General features: G+C 70.2%; 23 protein-coding genes. 16 read left to right on the forward strand and 7 right to left on the reverse strand.

Annotated elements, in window-relative coordinates:
• Positions 1–137: 137 nt before the first annotated feature.
• From FB559_RS21270 to FB559_RS21280, 3 genes are all read left to right on the forward strand, one after another.
• The gene (locus tag FB559_RS21270; protein WP_141957264.1) at positions 138–1067 is read left to right on the forward strand and encodes a tetratricopeptide repeat protein; all 930 of its coding nucleotides are present in this window, start codon (positions 138–140) and stop codon (positions 1065–1067) included.
• 27 nt (positions 1068–1094) lie between these two features.
• Positions 1095–1727: a cytidylate kinase-like family protein gene (locus FB559_RS21275; protein ID WP_141957265.1), complete on the forward strand. Its 633-nt coding sequence runs from the start codon at positions 1095–1097 to the stop codon at positions 1725–1727.
• A gap of 86 nt (positions 1728–1813) precedes the next feature.
• Positions 1814–3205 (forward strand): NAD-dependent malic enzyme, encoded by a 1392-nt coding sequence (locus FB559_RS21280; protein ID WP_141957266.1) that lies wholly within the window; start codon positions 1814–1816, stop codon positions 3203–3205.
• Between the two features lie 45 nt (positions 3206–3250).
• On the opposite strand, the gene FB559_RS21285 is transcribed toward FB559_RS21280, so the two are convergent.
• Positions 3251–3913 carry a hypothetical protein gene (locus FB559_RS21285; protein ID WP_141957267.1) on the reverse strand — a complete coding sequence of 221 codons (663 nt, stop codon included), beginning with the start codon at positions 3911–3913 and terminating at the stop codon, positions 3251–3253.
• A 152-nt stretch (positions 3914–4065) separates the two neighbouring features.
• On the opposite strand from FB559_RS21285, the gene FB559_RS21290 reads away from it, so the two are divergent.
• From FB559_RS21290 to FB559_RS21300, 3 genes are all read left to right on the forward strand, one after another.
• A complete protein-coding gene (locus tag FB559_RS21290) occupies positions 4066–4641 on the forward strand; it encodes a YqgE/AlgH family protein (RefSeq protein WP_141957268.1) in 576 nt (191 codons plus the stop codon).
• A gap of 4 nt (positions 4642–4645) precedes the next feature.
• Complete coding sequence (locus FB559_RS21295) at positions 4646–4891, forward strand: DUF3039 domain-containing protein (protein WP_141957269.1); 246 nt, start codon at positions 4646–4648, stop codon at positions 4889–4891.
• A gap of 82 nt (positions 4892–4973) precedes the next feature.
• Positions 4974–5933, forward strand: a complete 960-nt coding sequence (locus tag FB559_RS21300; protein WP_141957270.1) for a zinc metalloprotease — start codon at positions 4974–4976, stop codon at positions 5931–5933.
• A 23-nt stretch (positions 5934–5956) separates the two neighbouring features.
• Here the strand turns inward: FB559_RS21300 and FB559_RS44010 are convergent, their stop codons facing one another.
• The gene (locus FB559_RS44010) at positions 5957–6100 is read right to left on the reverse strand and encodes a hypothetical protein (protein WP_185792327.1); all 144 of its coding nucleotides are present in this window, start codon (positions 6098–6100) and stop codon (positions 5957–5959) included.
• A gap of 69 nt (positions 6101–6169) precedes the next feature.
• Here FB559_RS44010 and FB559_RS21305 point away from each other — a divergent pair, with 69 nt between their 5' ends.
• The gene (locus FB559_RS21305; RefSeq protein ID WP_141957271.1) at positions 6170–7939 is read left to right on the forward strand and encodes a DEAD/DEAH box helicase; all 1770 of its coding nucleotides are present in this window, start codon (positions 6170–6172) and stop codon (positions 7937–7939) included.
• A 561-nt stretch (positions 7940–8500) separates the two neighbouring features.
• Here the strand turns inward: FB559_RS21305 and FB559_RS21310 are convergent.
• The 4 genes from FB559_RS21310 to FB559_RS21330 all read right to left on the reverse strand — a co-directional run bounded on the left by FB559_RS21310 (position 8501) and on the right by FB559_RS21330 (position 10441).
• Positions 8501–8869 carry a VOC family protein gene (locus FB559_RS21310; RefSeq protein ID WP_141957272.1) on the reverse strand — a complete coding sequence of 123 codons (369 nt, stop codon included), beginning with the start codon at positions 8867–8869 and terminating at the stop codon, positions 8501–8503.
• 158 nt (positions 8870–9027) lie between these two features.
• Positions 9028–9213 (reverse strand): TetR-like C-terminal domain-containing protein, encoded by a 186-nt coding sequence (locus FB559_RS21315; RefSeq protein WP_141957273.1) that lies wholly within the window; start codon positions 9211–9213, stop codon positions 9028–9030.
• Positions 9214–9329: 116 nt separating this feature from the next.
• On the reverse strand, positions 9330–9830 hold the full coding sequence (locus tag FB559_RS21325) for a gluconokinase (protein WP_221640111.1): 501 nt from the start codon (positions 9828–9830) through the stop codon (positions 9330–9332).
• A gap of 29 nt (positions 9831–9859) precedes the next feature.
• Complete coding sequence (locus FB559_RS21330) at positions 9860–10441, reverse strand: isochorismatase family protein (protein WP_141957275.1); 582 nt, start codon at positions 10439–10441, stop codon at positions 9860–9862.
• 186 nt (positions 10442–10627) lie between these two features.
• Between FB559_RS21330 and FB559_RS21335 the strand changes: the two genes are divergently transcribed.
• Positions 10628–10933, forward strand: coding sequence for a hypothetical protein (locus FB559_RS21335; RefSeq protein WP_141957276.1), 306 nt, complete (start codon positions 10628–10630; stop codon positions 10931–10933).
• A 9-nt stretch (positions 10934–10942) separates the two neighbouring features.
• Here FB559_RS21335 and FB559_RS21340 read toward each other — a convergent pair whose 3' ends face one another.
• Positions 10943–12235 (reverse strand): nicotinate phosphoribosyltransferase, encoded by a 1293-nt coding sequence (locus FB559_RS21340; protein ID WP_425455078.1) that lies wholly within the window; start codon positions 12233–12235, stop codon positions 10943–10945.
• Positions 12236–12301: 66 nt separating this feature from the next.
• Between FB559_RS21340 and clpS the strand changes: the two genes are divergently transcribed.
• The 8 genes from clpS (at position 12302) to murI (ending at position 17706) form a co-directional block, all read left to right on the forward strand.
• The gene (gene clpS, locus FB559_RS21345; protein WP_141957278.1) at positions 12302–12592 is read left to right on the forward strand and encodes an ATP-dependent Clp protease adapter ClpS; all 291 of its coding nucleotides are present in this window, start codon (positions 12302–12304) and stop codon (positions 12590–12592) included.
• A complete protein-coding gene (locus tag FB559_RS21350) occupies positions 12592–13128 on the forward strand; it encodes a DUF2017 domain-containing protein (RefSeq protein WP_141957279.1) in 537 nt (178 codons plus the stop codon). The genes clpS and FB559_RS21350 overlap by 1 nt, the downstream gene beginning before the upstream one ends.
• A 36-nt stretch (positions 13129–13164) precedes the next feature.
• Complete coding sequence (locus FB559_RS21355; RefSeq protein ID WP_141957280.1) at positions 13165–13596, forward strand: M67 family metallopeptidase; 432 nt, start codon at positions 13165–13167, stop codon at positions 13594–13596.
• A 365-nt stretch (positions 13597–13961) separates the two neighbouring features.
• Positions 13962–14234, forward strand: coding sequence for a MoaD/ThiS family protein (locus FB559_RS21360; RefSeq protein ID WP_141957281.1), 273 nt, complete (start codon positions 13962–13964; stop codon positions 14232–14234).
• Between the two features lies 1 nt (position 14235).
• Positions 14236–15183: a PLP-dependent cysteine synthase family protein gene (locus tag FB559_RS21365; RefSeq protein WP_141957282.1), complete on the forward strand. Its 948-nt coding sequence runs from the start codon at positions 14236–14238 to the stop codon at positions 15181–15183.
• 47 nt (positions 15184–15230) lie between these two features.
• On the forward strand, positions 15231–15935 hold the full coding sequence (locus FB559_RS21370) for a Clp protease N-terminal domain-containing protein (RefSeq protein ID WP_141957283.1): 705 nt from the start codon (positions 15231–15233) through the stop codon (positions 15933–15935).
• Positions 15936–15994: 59 nt separating this feature from the next.
• The gene (locus FB559_RS21375) at positions 15995–16795 is read left to right on the forward strand and encodes a thioesterase family protein (protein ID WP_246121860.1); all 801 of its coding nucleotides are present in this window, start codon (positions 15995–15997) and stop codon (positions 16793–16795) included.
• A gap of 95 nt (positions 16796–16890) precedes the next feature.
• Positions 16891–17706 carry a glutamate racemase gene (murI, locus tag FB559_RS21380; protein WP_141957284.1) on the forward strand — a complete coding sequence of 272 codons (816 nt, stop codon included), beginning with the start codon at positions 16891–16893 and terminating at the stop codon, positions 17704–17706.
• Positions 17707–17787 lie beyond the last annotated feature (81 nt).

A 17787-nucleotide genomic window follows, 5' to 3' on the forward strand; every position in this document is an offset into this window, starting at 1 on the left:
CCGGTACCCGCACGGCGCACCTCACCTGTCCCCACGACCCGGACCCGAGGCTCCCGGCGCGCGGGACAGGCGCGGCGCGGGTGGTTACCGGGTGGCCGCTCGTGCGCATTCGGCGGTGTATGCGGCAGGATGGATGCATGACGTCACCGGACTTCTCGTTGCACGGCGCCATCGATCTGGGCGCCCGGCAGGCCGCGGCGAAGCGGGCGCAGGAGCGTCCCGCAGCCACGGGCGGTTCTTCTTCCGTCATCGACGTGACGGACGCCACGTTCAACGCCGAGGTCATCGACCGGTCGCGCGACGTCCCGGTGCTCGTCGACTTCTGGGCCGACTGGTGCCAGCCGTGCAAGCAACTCGGCCCGATCCTGGAGAAGCTCGCGAACGAGGCGGCCGGCCGCTGGCTGCTCGCCAAGGTCGACATCGACGCGAACCCCGGTCTGGGCCAGCAGCTCAGCCGCATGGGCGTGCAGGGCATCCCGTTCGTCGCCGCCGTCGTGGCCGGCCAGATGCTGCCCGTGCTCAACGGCGCCGCGCCGGAGCCGCAGGTACGCCAGGTGCTGGACCAGCTCTTCGACGCCCTGCGCGAGCAGGGCCTGATGCCCGAGGGCGCCGACGCGGCCGAGACGGGTGACGGCGAGGCGCCGCAGCCGGCCGGCGACCCCGTACAGGACGAGGCGGAGGCCGCCCTGCAGCGGGGCGATCTCGACGCGGCCGCGGCCGCGTTCGGGAAGATCCTCGAGACGAAGCCGAACGACGGGTTCGCCAAGAGCGGTCTGGCCCTCGTCGAGCTGCAGCGCAGGGTCGAGGCGTACGACCCGCAGCAGGCACGCAAGGACGCCGCCGACCGGCCCGCCGACGCGGCCGCGCAGATCAGCGTCGCCGATCTCGACCTCGTCGAGGGACGGGTGGACGAGGCGTTCGACCGGCTCATCGGCGCGGTGCGGCGCACCTCCGGGGACGAGCGCGAGTCGGTGCGCAAGCACCTCCTGGCGCTGTTCGAGGTGCTTCCGCCGGACGACCCCCGCGTGGGAAAGGCGCGCCGCAGACTCGCGTCCGCGCTGTTCTGACCGGCACAGAGCGGGAATCATCCTGTTATGGCCGGAGTCGTGACGGTCTCCGCGACGTTCGGCGCGGGGGGCAGTGTCATCGGCCCCGCCGTCGCCGAGCGTCTCGGCACGCCCTTCGTCGACCGTGCGATCCCCTACACGGTCGCGGCCGACATCGGGTGCACGCTGGAGGAGGCGCTCGCCCATGACGACCGGACCGAGCACGGCCTCGGCCGCATCCTGTCCAACGCCGCGCGGCTCCCGAACATCACCCTCGGCGGCGTGGACTCCTATCTGGCCCCACGGCATTTCGTGCCGGACGAGGAGTTCCTCGTCCGCACGGAGAAGGTGATCAAGGAGATCGCCGAGCACGGCGGCGGCGTCATCCTCGGCCGGGCCTCACAGCTGGTCCTCGCGGGCCATCCGGCCGCCCTGCACGTACGCCTCGACGGCCCGAGGAAGCGGCGTCTGGCGAACGCGGCCGAGTCCATGGATCTGTCCGCCGAGGACGCCGAGCGGCTCCTCGAGGACAACGATCGGGCCCGCACGGCCTACGTGAAGCACTTTTATCGCGCCGACCCAGCCGACCCGGCGCTCTATGATCTGGTCATCGACAGTACGCGGCTGGCGGCGGCGGCCTGTGCCGACATCATCGTGACGGCCGCGCTCGCCATCCCCTAGAAGACCAGCCCTGCGGGCCGGATGCTCCCTGGTGAGTGACACCATTACGGGCGGAGCCCCCCGGACCTGGCAAAGGAGCAGCTGACGTGGCGACCGTGCCCAGCGTGTCCTACTCGATCACCGTACGCCTCGAGGTCGCGGCGGGCGGCCGTGCGGTGAGCCAGCTCACCGGGGAGGTGGAGCAGGCCGGTGGCATCGTCACGGCTCTGGACCTCACGCCCGCCGCGCATGACAGGCTCCGCATCGACGTCACCTGCGCCACACGCGACACCGAGCACGCCCAGGAGATCGTCGACGCGCTGGAGCGGGTCGACGGGGTGACGATCCACAAGGTCAGCGACCGGACGTTCCTGATGCACCTCGGCGGCAAGATCGAGATGCAGTCGAAGGTGCCGCTGCGCAACCGCGACGAGCTGTCCATGGCCTACACCCCCGGTGTCGCGCGCGTCTCACTGGCGATCGCCCGCAACCCCGAAGACGTACGCCGCCTGACCGTCAAGCGCAACAGCGTCGCCGTGGTCACCGACGGCTCGGCCGTGCTCGGCCTGGGCAACATCGGGCCGGAGGCGGCGCTGCCGGTGATGGAGGGCAAGGCCGCGCTGTTCAAGCGGTTCGCCGGCATCGACGCCTGGCCGATCTGCCTGGACACCCAGGACACCGACGAGCTGGTCCGTACGGTGCAGATCATCGCGCCGGCGTTCGGCGGCATCAACCTCGAGGACATCTCCGCGCCGCGCTGCTTCGAGGTCGAGCGGCGGCTGCGGGACCTGCTGGACATCCCGGTCTTCCACGACGACCAGCACGGCACCGCGATCGTCGTGCTGTCCGCGCTCACGAACGCCCTGCGCGTGGTCGGCAAAGACCTCGCCGACGTCCGCATCGCGATGGCCGGTGCCGGCGCCGCGGGCACCGCCGTGCTGAAGCTCCTGCTGCACGCCGGCGCCAAGCACGTCGTCGTCTGCGACTACCACGGCGCGGTCCACGGTGGCCGCGACGACCTCGACGAGTCGCTGCGCTGGATCGCCGACAACACCAACGCCGACGGCTACACCGGCGACCTGCACGGCGCGGTACGCGGGGCGGACGTCTTCATCGGCGTCTCGGCCCCCGGCATCCTCACCGGTGAGGACGTCGCCACGATGAACGAGGGCGCCGTGGTGTTCGCGCTGGCCAACCCCGACCCGGAGGTCGACCCGGCGGTGGCGCGTGAGCACGCCGCGGTGGTCGCCACGGGCCGCAGCGACTACCCCAACCAGATCAACAACGTGCTGGCCTTCCCGGGCGTCTTCCGCGGCCTGCTCGACGCGCAGAGCCGTACGGTCAGCCAGGACATGCTGCTCGCCGCCGCACGCGCCCTGGCGGCGGTCGTGACGGACGAGGAGCTCGGCCCGAACTACATCGTGCCGAGCGTCTTCCACCCGGACGTCTCCCACGCCGTCGCGGCGGCCGTGCAGAAGGCGGCGACCGCGTCGCGCTGACGCCCTGGAGCCGCGCGGGCTCTTCGGAACCCGCGCGGCGGGCTCTTACTTCGCGTCGTCGAACATCTTGTCGCGGCGGCCCGGCCAGATGCGGCCGTACCAGAAGATGATCAGGCCGGTGAGCATGGCGGCGACGCCCGTCGCGATCCTGGCGATGATCATCCCGCTGTCCGGGCCGGTGTGCGGCAGCGCGTGGCCCGGGGCGTTGCGGACGCAGTGTGCCGTACGGTCCAGGCTCTTGACCGGGATGTTGTGCCACGTGACCGCGATGGTCGTCGCGTGGTCCTCCTTGACGGTCAGCGTGGACCTGCGCGTGGTGCCCGGCGCGATGCGGTCGGCCACGGAGATCGAGCCGTCCGTGGTGATCGCGTAGTCCTCCGTCCCGTCGCCGTGGTTGGTGACCGACACGAGCACGCTGCGGCCGGGGCACCGGACGGTGCCGATGGAGACCCGCAGCGGGGCGGCCGGCGTCACCGACGGCGCCGTCACAGGCTTCTTGGTCGACCGGGTGGGGCTCGGCTTGTGCGTGGGCGTGCGGGACGGCTTGGCGGACCTGGAGGGGGAGACCGACGGGGACACCGTGGTCTGGGGCGAAGGTGTGGCGCTCGTGAGCTGTGAGGGCGACGAGCTGTCCATCAGCATGGGGATCAGGATGAGCGCCCCGACGACCAAGAAAATGGCCGCGATGGCGACCCTGGAAAGCTGCATCGGGGTCCTCCGGTGGTGGGGGGCACACCTGGGTGATCTAGTTTTTGATCTAGGCCCGTATTCTGCCGATTACCCAGGCGCCAAGGGCACGTAACCGACGTACTCGGCCGCGTACTGTTCGCATGCGAGCTTCGGGACAGGATGATTGGGGCATGGACGACGGGATAATCGCGGGCAGGCTGCTCGTCGCGACGCCCCAGCTGGCCGATCCGAACTTCCGGCGCAGCGTCGTCCTTCTCGTGGAGCACGAGGAGGACGGCGGCACGCTCGGCGTGGTGCTCAACCGGCCGACCGAAGTACCCGTCGACCAGATACTCCCGCCCTGGTCAGAGTTGGTGACGGGCCCCTCCGTGGTGTTCCAGGGCGGCCCCGTCGCACTCGACAGCGCGCTGGCCCTGGCCCACGTCCCGGGCACCGACGAGCCCCTCGGGTGGCGGGCGCTCGGCGGCAGCCCGGCGGTCGCGCGGGTCGGGCTGGTCGACCTGGACGCGCCTCCGGAGCTGCTCGCCACCGAGCTCACGAAGCTGCGGGTTTTCGCCGGTTATGCCGGATGGGGGATTGGCCAGCTCCGGTCAGAGGTCGACGAGGGTGCCTGGTACGTCCTGCCGGCCGAGCCAGGGGATGCGTTCATGGACGATCCGGAGCGCCTTTGGCACGACGTTCTGCGACGTCAGGGCGGCGATCTGGCATTCGTCGCGACCTTTCCCGAGGATCCGTCACTAAACTGAGCCCGTGAGTACGAAGATCCTTCCTGAGAGTGACACCCGCCCTGATCTCTCCCACGGCGACGGTGGTCATGAGCGCTTCGCGCACTACGTGCAGAAGGACAAGATCATGGAGAGTGCCGTCAGCGGCACGCCCGTGATCGCGCTCTGCGGCAAAGTGTGGGTGCCCAACCGTGACCCCAAGAAGTACCCCGTCTGCCCGGAGTGCAAGGAGATCTACGAATCCATGTCCGGCGACGACAGCGACGAGTGACCGTCAAATCGGTGTGATGGACCCGCGCGTCGGGCGATCCTCGCGAGCCTGAGGGCTAGCCTCTCCGTCTCGGGGGGATCCAATGAGGCGGAGAGTCCTGTCCGGGCTGTTCGGAGTCGTTCTGGCGTCGTGTGCGACGGTGCCCTCGAGCACTTGCGCACGCCCTGCGGGCGGCACGGCGTGCCTGCGTCACGCGTCGGCCGCAGTGGCCGGCCGGCCACGTGATCCGGACGCGCTGTCCTCGCCACAGGTCGGGGCGATGCTGCGCGACTTCACCTCGACGCTGCGCCGCAGATACGGCGTCGCCGGTGAGCGGCAGCTGGAGGCGAGCCGCCGCCTCGCGGGGCGACTCGTCGTGCCCGTGCGGTTCCACGTCGTCACCGACGGGCGTACCGGCCTGCTGAGCCGCGCCGTCATCGACCAGCAGCTGAACAACCTCAACGCCGCGTACGGGGGGACCACCGGAGGCGCCGACACGGGCGTGTCGTTCCGGCTCGTCGCCGCCGACGTCGTGACGAACCCGCGGTGGTTCGAGCGGCCGCACGACTACCAGTCCCAGCTGCTCGGCGCGCTCTCCCGCGGCGGTCCAGGCACCCTGAACCTCTACACCGCGTCGGTCGGCACGGACGTGCTCGGCTTCTCATCGTTCCCGCAGTGGTACCGCTCGCGGCCCACGACGGACGGCGTGGTGGTCGACTACCGGAGCGTGCCGGGAGGGCAGCTCGAGCACTTCAACCGCGGCTACACGGCCGTGCACGAGATCGGCCACTGGCTGGGCCTGTTCCACCCGTTCGAGAACGGCTGCCGGCCCCCCGGCGACGGCGTGGACGACACACCGTACGAGTCGCTGCCCACCCAGAACTGCCCGGCGGCCAAGGACACCTGCCCGCAGCCGGGCACCGATCCGGTGCACAACTTCATGGACTATGCGTGGGACACCTGCATGACGTCCTTCACGCCGGGCCAGGGCCTGCGCATCCGGGCGATGTGGGCCGCCTACCGTGCAGTTCAGGCCGGTCGCGCGGCGCGCCGGGCCCGTTAGGAGGCCGCGCGGGCAGGACCGCGCTACTGCGCGGTGTCCAGGCGGCGCCTGGCCGCGTCGTCGTCGGTCGACGGCCGAACCAGGCCGACCTCCTCCGCCTTGTCAGGCACCACCTGGACACCGCTCGCTACGCGCGCGCCGCCCGCGACGGCCTCTAACACGAGCACCGCGGGTTCCTGTGGATCACGTCACGCTCGGCATGTCCTGTCAGTGCCTCCGGGTAGCCTCTTTTCACCGTGAGCACGTTTGCCGCATCCGACATCCCTCCCGCCCTTCCGGGCCGGGCGTCCTGGGGTACCGCCCCCGCTCTACGCGCCTGGCAGCAAGGCGCTCTGGAGGAATACTTCCGGACCGAACCCCGCGACTTCCTCGCCGTCGCGACGCCCGGCGCGGGTAAGACGACCTTCGCGCTGCGGCTCGCGGCCGAGCTCATGGGCCGCCGGATCATCGACCGCATCACCGTCGTGTGCCCGACCGAGCACCTGAAGCGCCAGTGGGCCGAGTCCGCCGGCCGGGTGGGCATCAAGATCGACCCGGAGTTCAAAAACGCCCACGGCCGCACGGCCAAGGACTTCGTCGGCGTCGCGGTCACCTACGCCCAGGTCGCCGCGCACCCGGCGCTGCACCGCGGCCGTACGGAAAACCGCCGGACCCTCGTGATCCTTGACGAGGTGCACCACGCGGGCGACGGCCGCTCGTGGGGTGACGCCATCCGCGAGGCGTTCGAGCCGGCCGCGCGGCGCCTGGCGCTCAGCGGCACGCCGTTCCGCACGGACATCAACCCGATCCCCTTCGTCCTGTACGAAGAGGGCCCGGGTGGCGTACGCCGCAGCCGCGCCGACTACACCTACGGCTACGGCCCCGCGCTCGCCGACGGAGTCGTCCGCCCGGTGATCTTCCTGGCGTACGCGGGCGAGATGCGCTGGCGCACCCGCGCCGGCGACGAGATCACCGCGTCGCTCGGCGAGCCGCTGACCCAGGACCAGATGTCACAGGCCTGGCGGGCCGCGCTCGACCCCAAGGGCGAGTGGATGCAGCAGGTGATCGCCGCCGCCGACCGCCGCCTGACCGAGGTACGCCGCGGCGTCCCGGACGCGGGCGGCCTGGTCATCGCCACCGACCACGAGACCGCACGCGCGTACTCCAAGATGATCCGCAACGTGACCGGCGCGGGCGCGACCGTGGTGCTGTCCGACGACCCCTCGGCGAGCCGCAAGATCAAGCAGTTCGGCGAGTCGGAGGACCGCTGGATGGTCGCTGTCCGCATGGTCTCCGAGGGCGTCGACATCCCCCGGCTGTCGGTCGGCGTGTACGCCACGTCGACCTCGACCCCGCTGTTCTTCGCCCAGGCGATCGGCCGCTTCGTCCGTGCGCGGCGGCGCGGCGAGACCGCCTCGGTTTTCCTGCCGTCCGTACCCACCCTCATGGGCCACGCGTCGGAGATGGAGACCGAACGCGACCACGTCCTCGAGCGCAAGGTCCGCGAGGACGGCCTGGACGACGATCTGCTAGCCGAGGCCAACCGCAAGCGCGACAACCCGGACGTGGGCGAAGAACTCCCCTTCGAGACCGTCGAGGCGTCGGCCCACTTCGACCGCGTCGTGTTCGACGGCGGCGAGTTCGGCATGGGAGCCGCGCCCGGCTCGGCCGAAGAAGAGGACTACCTCGGCATCCCGGGCCTGCTGGAGCCCGACCAGGTCACCAGCCTGCTCAAGCAGCGCCAGGCGGAGCAGTTGGCCGCCCAGCGCAAGGGCGGCAAACGGGGGACGGCCAGCAAGGACGACCGCACGGCGTCGGAGGACCTCCACGCACTGCGCAAGGAGCTCAACGGCCTGGTCGGCGCCTGGCACCACCGCACAGGCCAGCCCCACGGCGTGATCCACGCCGAACTCCGCCGCATGTGCGGCGGCCCCCCGTCGGCTCAGGCCAGCGCCGAGGACGTACGCAAACGCATCGCCAAGGTCCGCGAATGGGCCGCCCGTCCCCAGCCCCGCACCCGCGACTAGCCCCGCTGCCCGTGCCAGGCCCCAACACCGCGGCATCCGCGCTTTGATGATCCGCCGCCCGGCCCGGTCAGGGCAGGCCGGCGGGTTGATGTGGACGGGTGGAATCGTGCTGTTCGTGTCGAACTGGCGGTAGGGCCTGCGCTTGTCGGAGGTGAGGGCGTTTGGTGGCCTGCCGCGATGCGGGCCGTCGTCGACAGCGCGATGCTTAGCGGCGGGCTGGTGGCGTCGTGCTGGTCGTGCCGAACTGGCGGTGGGCCTGTCTGCCGTCGGGTGGTGGCGCCCGGGAAATGGGGGCGTTCGGTGGGCCTGCCGCGCAGCGGGCCGTCGTCAACGGCATGATGCCTGGCGGCGGGTTGGTGGGGGTCGTGCCGACCTGGCGGTAAGGGCCTGCCCGCTGTCGGGTGGTGGTGGCCGGGGCGTGGACGCGTTCGGTGGCCTGTCGCGGGCCGGCCGCCGTCAGCGGCACGATGCGTAGCGGCGGGCTGGGTGTGTGGATGGCTGGTCGGCTGGGAGCGCGTACGCGGTGTCGTGGACGTCACGGGCTCCGTCCCGCATGCGGACTCAGTGGTGGCCGGTGTCGATGACGCAGAAGCGGTTGCCCTCGGTGTCGGCGAGCACGACGAAGTCGGCGTCGTCCGGATACAGGTCCCAGTCGACTCGTTCGGCGCCGAGGGAGATCAGCCGCGCCACTTCGGCGGCCTGGTCCGCCGCATCGCCCGCATAAAGATCAAGGTGGACCCGTGGGTGCTCCTGCACCGGCGTAGTGCTGAGACCGAGCGCCAGTCTCGGACCGGGGCCGTCGGCGGGTATGAGCACGGTCCAGTCGTCCTCCACGCCATCCCGGGGGACGTAGTCCAGGGCCCGGATCCAGAAGTCCGCCGCACGCCGTACGTCCGCGGCGCCCATCACGATCGTTCCGACGCTCAACATTCACCGATGTTGGCAGATGACCCCGACAGTTCCGGTGCGTGTGGCAGGGGCTGGTGGGTGAGTGGGGTGCCAGGGGCCGGGGGTGAGTGGGTCATCCGGGTAGCGAGGGGTGGGTGAGTGAGCGCGTCGTCAAGTTGCCAGGCCGGTGGGTGAGTGGGTCAGCCGGGTGGCCAGGGGGCGGTGAGTGAGTGGGTCAGCCGGGTGGCCAGGTCGGCGCCGAGCGGAGCGTGGCCGATCAGGAGGCGGTACCACAGCACGCCGTAGACCTGGTCCACCATGAGATCGAGGTCGGCACCGGCGGACAGCTCCCCCCGGTCCTGGCCCCTGGCGAGGCATACGGGCACCGCTCACCTGATGCCCGACGACGACCCGAGGCAGAGGCTCAACTGGCTCCCGAGGGCCAGCGGGATGCTCGTCCGGCTCCTCGGGACGGAGCTGCTCACGATCCGGGTGGACCTGGTCAGGTCTTCAGACCGGCCAGATCGATGATCTCCTGAACGACCTGCTCCGGCGCCGCGTCGATGGAGACGACCAGCGGGTCCTCCGAGGGGCCCGGCGCCTCCAGGTCGGCGAACTGGCTGTCCAGCAGCTGCTTCGGAAAGAAATGCCCATGCCGCGCGGCGAGACGGTTGCCGATCAGCTCGTGGCTGCCCTCCAGATACACCAGCCGCAGGTCCGGCCGCCCCGAGCGGAGCAGGTCGCGGTACTTGCGCTTGAGCGCCGAGGACGTCACCACGGCCGGGGCGGTCTGGTCCTTCATCCACGCCGCGGTGGCCTCGAGCCACGGCCGGCGGTCCTCGTCGGTCAGGGGGATGCCCGCGTGCATCTTCTCCACGTTGGCCGGCGGGTGGAAGTCGTCGGCCTCGGCGTACGTCCAGCCGAGCCGTCCGGCCAGCATCGCGCCGATCGTGGTCTTCCCGCTGCCGGAGACACCCATCAGCAGATATATCGGGTTACGCATGAGACGCAACGTACCGGGAGAAGCCGCGCTCAGGGAGCGACGAGCGGCTCGCCGCTGAGCTGTACCCCCGCGTCGCCCAGCTCGGCGAGGGCGCGCTCGGTGGTCGGGAGCGCCACACCGGCCGTCATCCCGAGGAGCACCCGCGTGGCCAGGCCGGCGCCGCGGGCGTCCAGTGCGGTCGCCCGTACGCAGTGGTCGGTGGCGATGCCGACCACGTCGACCACGGTCACCTCGTGTTTGCGCAGCCACTCACCCAGCGGAGTGCCGTCGTCGGACGTCCCCTCGAAGCCGCTGTACGCCGCTCCGTGCTCGCCCTTGCTGAACACCGCCTCGATCGGCGCCAGGTCGAGATTGGGATGGAAGTCCGCCCCGGGCGTGCCGATCACACCATGCGGCGGCCAGGAGTCGGCATAGTCCGGATGATCCGAGAAGTGGTCGCCGGGGTCGAGATGAAAGTCGCGGGTGGCGACGACGTGCGCGTACTCCCCGCGATGCGCGGCGACGTAGGAGGAGATCGCGGCCGCGACCTCGGCTCCGCCCGACACCGCGAGCGAGCCTCCTTCGCAGAAGTCGTTCTGCACGTCCACGATGATCAATGCTCTGCTGCTCATGGCACCCCTCCCCGGGAGTGATCCCCCCACACGAGGGAAGCTACCCCGGCGGACCGGGGAAACATCATCGGGGCCGACCTGGAGATCGCGTTGTGATCACCACACTTCGCTGCGATCGTTTTCAGCGACAAGGAAAACGCAGCCAGATCGCACCGAAGGTGTTCACCCCCACCGGACGGAGTCGTCATGCTCGAAGGAAACGTCGGACACATCCAGGAACGACTGCTCGAAGAGCTCACCGAACTCTCCGCCGAGGCGGCCCCGCGCCGCTTCGCGATCTGCCTGCTCGACGTCGACCACGACGACGGTGTCGTCCTCGGCTGGGGCCTGGCCCTCGACGACCAAGCCGTCGCCTACGTGCCCGCGGACGGCTGCGGGCCGCCGAGCCTGCTCTGCGCCGGCTCATTAGCCCGGCTGCCGAAGCTGGTCCGCCGCGACGGTGACGTACGCCTCATCTGGATCGACCCCGGCGACACCGAACCGGACGGCTGAAGGACGGCCTCAGCGGAAGTCGGTCGGCACGGCCGGGTCGCCACGGGACAGCTGGAAGGCGCGCGGCGGCAGCTCGGCCATGGCGCGCTCGTGCCGGGCGCGCGCCGCGGCCACCGGCTCCCGACCGATGATCTCGCCGTCGCGTACGAGCGGTGTCAGCAGCGACCGGTCGTGTGGGCCCGGGTCCGGCTCGCTCGTGGAGACCACTTCCGCGATGGCCTTCCCGTCCTCGCCGAGGTGCCGTACCCCCCATTTGCGCCCGCCACGGCTCGGCTTGCCGACCGAGCGCTTGGCCACCGGGCGTAGCGGGCCGTCCTCCGACTCCGCCCGCGCCACCAGCTTGTAGACCAGGGCCGCCGTCGGCGCACCCGACCCGGTGACCAGCGACGTGCCGACGCCGTACCCGTCGACCGGCGCCGACGCCAGGCCCGCGATCGCGTACTCATCCAGGTCCCCGGTCACGATGATCCGGGTCTTCTCGGCGCCCAGGCCGTCGAGCTGGGCGCGTACCTCGTGCGCCGTCTCCGCCAGGTCACCGCTGTCGAGCCGTACGGCGCCGAGCCCGGGGCCGGCCAGCTCGACCGCCACCGCGACCGCGCGCGCCACGTCGTACGTGTCGACCAGCAGCGTCGTCTCCTTGCCCAGCGCGTCGAGCTGGGCGCGGAACGCGTTCCGCTCGCCGTCGTGCAGCAGCGTGAACGCGTGCGCGCTGGTGCCCGCCGTCGGCACGCCGTACGTCCGGCCCGCCTCCAGGTTCGAGGTCGAGGTGAAGCCCGCCAGGTACGCCGCGCGTGCCGCGGCCACCCCGGCCATCTCGTGGGTACGGCGGGAGCCCATCTCGATGATCGGGCGGCCCGCGGCCGCGTGCACCATGCGGGACGCGGCCGAGGCGATGGCGGTGTCGTGGTTGAGGGTCGACAGTGCGAGCGTCTCCAGGATCACCGCGTCGGCGAACCCCGCCTCCACCACGAGGATCGGCGAGCCGGGAAAGTAGAGGTCACCCTCGCCGTATCCCCAGATATCGCCCGAGAACCGGTACGACGACAGCCACGAGGCCGTCGGCTCGTCCACGATGCCGTGGGAGATCAGGAACTCCAGCGCCGGGTCGTCGAACCGATACGCTTCCAGCGCGTCGAGGAAGCGACCGATCCCGGCCACGACGCCGTACCGCCGCCCCGCGGGAAGGTGGCGGGCGAACACCTCGAAGACCGCGCGGCGTGCCGCGGTGCCGCTGGCGAGGGCGCCGCGCACCATGGTCAGTTCGTAGCGGTCGGTCAGCAGGGCCGTCGTCGAATGATCCACGAGTGGCAGATTACGGTGAATGTGTGCACGATGATTGAGGGGAGCTCCCGTTAAGGAGGCACCAACGTGACCACGGCTCCCGTCGAGCTCGATCGACCGGACGCCGCCGAGGACGTACGGCCAGACCGTCCGTGGGTGGCGATCGTGTGGAACGATCCCATCAATCTCATGTCATACGTGACGTACGTGTTCCAGGCCGTGTTCGGCTACTCCAAGAAGAAGGCCGAGAAGCTGATGATGGACGTGCACCACAAAGGTCGTGCGGTCGTCTCCAGCGGCACCCGCGAGGAGATGGAGCGCGACTGCGAGATCCTGCACTCCTACGGCCTTTGGGCGACCGTCAAGCAGGACGTGTGATGAACGGCGGCTTCACCAGCGCTTCGGGTGGCCGGGTCTGCCTGCGTATGGGTTCGGAGGAGGCTGCGGTCGTACGGCTGCTCGTCGGCCAGCTCCTCGACCTGATCGGCGAGGTCGCCGAGTCCGAGAAGTTCGAGGGGATGCCGGACCTCAAGCTGTCCGACAACACCTCGGTGCCGGAGGACCCGGTTCTGGCCCGGCTGTTCCCCGACGCCTACAGCGAGGACCACGGTGCGTCCGCGGAGTTCCGCCGCTACACCGAGGCGGGCCTGCGTGACGGCAAGCGTGCCGCGGCGGAGACCGTGCTGGAGACGCTCGGCGAGGGCGGCAAGGTCTACCTGGACGCCGAGCAGGCCCAGGCCTGGCTGCGGGCGCTCAATGATCTGCGGCTGGCGCTCGGCACCCGCCTGGACATCACCGAGGAGACGCTGGAGCAGATGCGGACGTTCGACTGGGACGATCCGCGCAATGCCGGGTACGCGGCCTACGACTGGCTGACCTACCTGCAGGAGAGCCTCGTACGCGCCCTCTGGTGACGGCACGCCCGCCGGGGCGTGGATACCCTTTTGCGCATGCTGACGATCGAGCGGGCCATCGTTGACCAGATCGTCGCGCACGCGCGCGCCGACCACCCGGACGAGGCGTGCGGTGTCGTCGCGGGCGCCATCGGCTCGGACCGGCCGACGCGGTTCATCGCGATGGAGAACGCCGAGCGCTCGCCCACTTTCTACCGGTTCGACTCGATGGAGCAGTTCAAGGTGTGGCGGGAGATGGACGACCGCGACGAGGAGGCGGTCGTGATCTACCACTCCCACACGGCGACCGAGGCGTACCCCTCGCGTACCGACATCTCCTACGCCTCCGAGCCGAACGCGCACTACGTGCTCGTCTCCACGCGCGAGGCCGGCTCGACCGACTTCCGGTCCTACCTGATCGTCGACGGCGAGGTGACCGAGGAGGAGGTCACCATCGTGGAGGCCCAGGGTTCCGACTCGGTAAACTGATTGACGTGACGACGATGATGGCCGGACGCCGCGGACGCGGCCATGTCGTCGCCCCTGTGCAGAACTTCCTGTTCGGCCATAGCCGCGCCGAGATCGTCTACGACTGTCACTAGGGCGTGTCTGACAAATCCTGTTCGTAGCGGGCGGCGTCCAGGTGGTGCGTCGCAAGGCGGAGGAGGGAGTCAGCCTGGTGTTGGCTGGCGACCGACGACAACGCGGCGAGGCGCCGCCTGGACGTCGCGCAGCCGGACGAGGGTTTGTCAGACACGCCCTAAGGCTCGTCCCTCAGCCTGGAATCCCCGAACGGCCCGCCGCGTTGGCCTGGGCGGTAGCCGGGGTCCGTACGACGAAGGAGACACATCGCCATGGCGATCGAGGTTCGCATCCCGACCATTCTGCGTAACTACACCGACGGCGCGAAGGCGGTCGAAGCCGGCGGGGCCACCCTCGACGAGCTCATCGCCGACCTGGAGGCCCGCCACCCGGGTCTGCGCGAGCGGCTGGTCGACGACAAGGGTCTGCGCCGGTTCGTGAACGTCTACCTCAACGACGAGGACGTGCGTTTCCTGGGCGGGCTGGACACTCAGGTGTCCGACGGTGACACCGTCACGGTGCTGCCCGCCGTCGCGGGCGGCTGACGTGCGGTTCGACTCGCTGCTCGACTCGCTCGGCCGCACACCGCTGGTCGGCCTGCCGCGGCTGTCCCCGGCGGCCGACGTACGCCTGTGGGCCAAGCTGGAGGACCGCAACCCCACCGGTTCGGTCAAGGACCGGCCGGCGTTCTGGATGATCAACAAGGCGGAGAAGGAAGGCCTGCTGACGCCGGGCTGCACGATCCTGGAGCCCACGTCCGGCAACACCGGCATCTCACTCGCCATGGTCGCCCGGCTGCGCGGCTACAAGATGATCTGCGTGATGCCGGAGAACACCTCGGCCGAACGCACCCAGCTGCTGAAGATGTGGGGCGCCGAGATCATCCCGTCGCCGGCGGCGGGGGGCTCCAACGAGGCCGTACGCGTCGCCAAGGGGCTGGCCGCCGAGCACCCCGACTGGGTGATGCTCTACCAGTACGGCAACGAGGCCAACGCGCGCTCCCATTATGAGTCGACCGGCCCCGAGCTGCTGGAGGACCTCCCCTCGATCACGCATTTCGTCGCCGGGCTGGGCACCACCGGCACGCTCATGGGCGTCGGGCGGTTCCTGCGCGAGCGGGTGCCGGACGTCGCGATCGTGGCGGCCGAGCCGCGCTATGGCGAGCTGGTGTACGGCCTGCGCAACATCGACGAGGGCTTCATCCCGGAGCTGTACGACGAGTCGGTGCTGACGACGAGGTTCTCGGTGACGTCCGAGGACGCCCTGCGGCGCACCCGCGAGCTGCTCGCGGAGGAGGGCATCTTCGCCGGCGTCTCGACGGGCTGCGCACTGCACGCGGCGCTCGGCATGGCGGCCAAGGCGGTCAAGGCGGGCGAGCGCGCCGACATCGCCTTCATCGTGGCGGACGGCGGCTGGAAGTACCTCTCGACGGGCGCGTACGACGGGACGCTCGGCGAGGCGGAGAAGCGTCTCGAGGGACAGCTCTGGGCCTAGGCAACTTGGGGTTGCCTTATACGAGAGGGCAACTTAAAGTTGCCTACATGGGTGATTCCACACTGACTCTGGACGTGTTGATCGAGCAGGTGCGTACGGGCCTGGAGACGGCGCCCGTTCTCGACCGGCTCACCCGGGCCGTCGACCTGGCGACCCGGGTCAACGAGCTCGGGGAGAACCTCGTCGGCTTCTACGTCGACGAGGCCCGCCGTGAGGGCGTCTCCTGGGCCGACATCGGAACGCGGCTGGGGGTGACCCGGCAGGCGGTGCAGAAGAGGTTCATCCCCAGCGAGGGGGGCGCCGACCGGCCCGGCTTCTGGGATCGGGCGACCGACGGTCTGCGCGAGACGGTCGGCGAGGCCCGCGAGGAGGCGCGCCGCCGCCGCAAGACCTACCTGGGCACCGAACACCTTCTCCTCGCCCTCGCCGCGCGCGAAGAGGACCCGGCGACCCGCGCGCTGGCCGCCTGCGGCGCCGGCCCCGCGACCCTGCGTGCCGCCATCGACGGGCGTGTGGGCATCCCGGCCGGCGACCCGCTCCCCGACGAGACCCCCTTCACCCGCCTGGCCCTGACCGCACTGCGCCACTCGCTGCGCGAGGCGCTGCGTGCGGGCACCGAAAGTGTGGGCACCGGGCATCTCGCCCTGGGCCTGTTCACCCTCGGAGAGGGCATGGCCCACGACGTCATGGTCAACCTCGGAGTGGGCTATGACGCCCTGCGTGAGGCGGTGGCCGCGCAGGCGGAGGCCTGATGCCGGCCCGACGGCCGGGACGGTAAGGTTCGTACCGAATTGGGTTCTAATATTCTGGGGTGGGTGCGAACGTGGGCAGCTTCGACCAGGCCACAGCGGTCCAGCGCATCGGCGAGGGCCGTTACTCCGCCGAGCTCGACGCCGAGTACGGGTTCGAGCAGGCACTCAACGGTGGCTACCTGATGGCCGTGCTGACGCGTGCCGCGCTGGACGCGGCCGGCCGCCCGCACCCGATCTCCACCAGCACGAACTTCCTGCGGGTGGCGCGCCCGGGGCCCGCCGGGATCCACGTCGAGACGCGCAAGTCCGGGCGTACGGCCGATGTGGCGCGTGTCACGCTCATCCAGGATGACCAGCCTCTCGTCGAGGCCCTCATCACCAGCGGCACTCTCGACGGCGGCGCCGAGCCGCTCTACTCGGCGACCGTCGACGATCTCCCGCCGCTCGACGAGTGCGTCACGTACACCCATCAGGGCCTGTCCGGCTTCGCGGCACAGGTCGACATGCGTTATGACGGGGCCACGATGGGCTGGCTCGACGGGCAGCCCAGTGGACGGCCGGAGATGCGCTCCTACTTCCGCCTGCGCCGGCCGTACGAGCCGGACGGGATACTGCTCGCCCTCGCCGTTGACGCGCTGCCGCCCGTCGTGCTCAACCTCGGGCCGTCCGGCTGGTCGCCCACCGTCGAGCTGACCTGGCAGATGCGGGCCGTCCCCGCGCCCGGATGGCTGGCCCTGCACGCGTCCGGCCGCCTCGTCAGCGACGGATGGTTCGACGAGGAGGTCGAGGTCTGGGACTCCGCGGGGAAGCTCGTCGCCCAGAGCCGCCAGATCGCCCGTTCAGGACGTAATCGCCGCTAAGGGCGCACGCGGGACCTCCGGCCCGTGGAAATACCCGTGTGACATGCAGCGCATTGGGGCGGCGTTCCCTCATGTGTTCTCTAGCCTGTGTGGTCATGTCTGACGCTTCGATCGGGATTTTCGACAGCGGGGTCGGCGGGCTCACGGTCGCCCGCGCGATCCTCGACCAGCTGCCCAACGAGCCGTTGCTGTACGTCGCCGACACGGCACGGTTCCCGTACGGGCCCAAGCCGATCGCCGAAGTACGCGCGAACGCCCTCGAGGTGCTGGACCATCTCGTCGAAGAAGGCGTGAAGATGCTCGTGATCGCCTGCAACAGCGCGAGCTCGGCGGTGCTGCGCGACGCGCGTGAGCGATACCGGGTCCCGGTCGTCGAAGTCATCCAGCCCGCCGTGCGCGCGGCGGTGAGCGCGACGACCACGGGAAAGGTGGGATTGGTCGCGACTCGTGCGACGGTGACGAGCCGCGCATATGACGATGCTTTCGCTGCTGCGCCTCATGTGACACTGACAAGCGTCGCATGTCCGCGTTTTGTGGAGTTTGTGGAGCGGGGCATCACTATGGGCGACGAACTTCTCGACGTCACACGGGAGTATTTGGAGCCGATTCTCGACGCGGACTGTGACGCGCTCATCCTCGGATGCACGCATTACCCCTTGCTTACCGGCGTCATCTCCTATGTCGCCGGAGACGGGGTAACGCTGGTATCGAGTGCCGATGAGACCGCCAAGGATGTGTATCGAGTGCTGCAGGACCGCCGCCTGGCCCGCGCCGAGGGCTCCCCGGAACCGCGTCATCGGTTTCTCGCGACAGGGGATCCCGCGCCGTTCGGCGCACTCGGCCGCCGCTTCCTCGGCCCGGAGATCGGGCTTGTCGAATCAGCCCCCGTGGAAATTTCGTTCTCGGCATGAGAACTCCTCCGCGGGACACTGGAGAGGGGAGCGTCGGTCCAGGTGGATGACGCACAAAGACAAGGGTGTGCCCACGCTGTC

Origin of the sequence: Actinoallomurus bryophytorum (assembly GCF_006716425.1) — a bacterium.
In the GTDB taxonomy this organism is placed as follows: domain Bacteria; phylum Actinomycetota; class Actinomycetes; order Streptosporangiales; family Streptosporangiaceae; genus Actinoallomurus; species Actinoallomurus bryophytorum.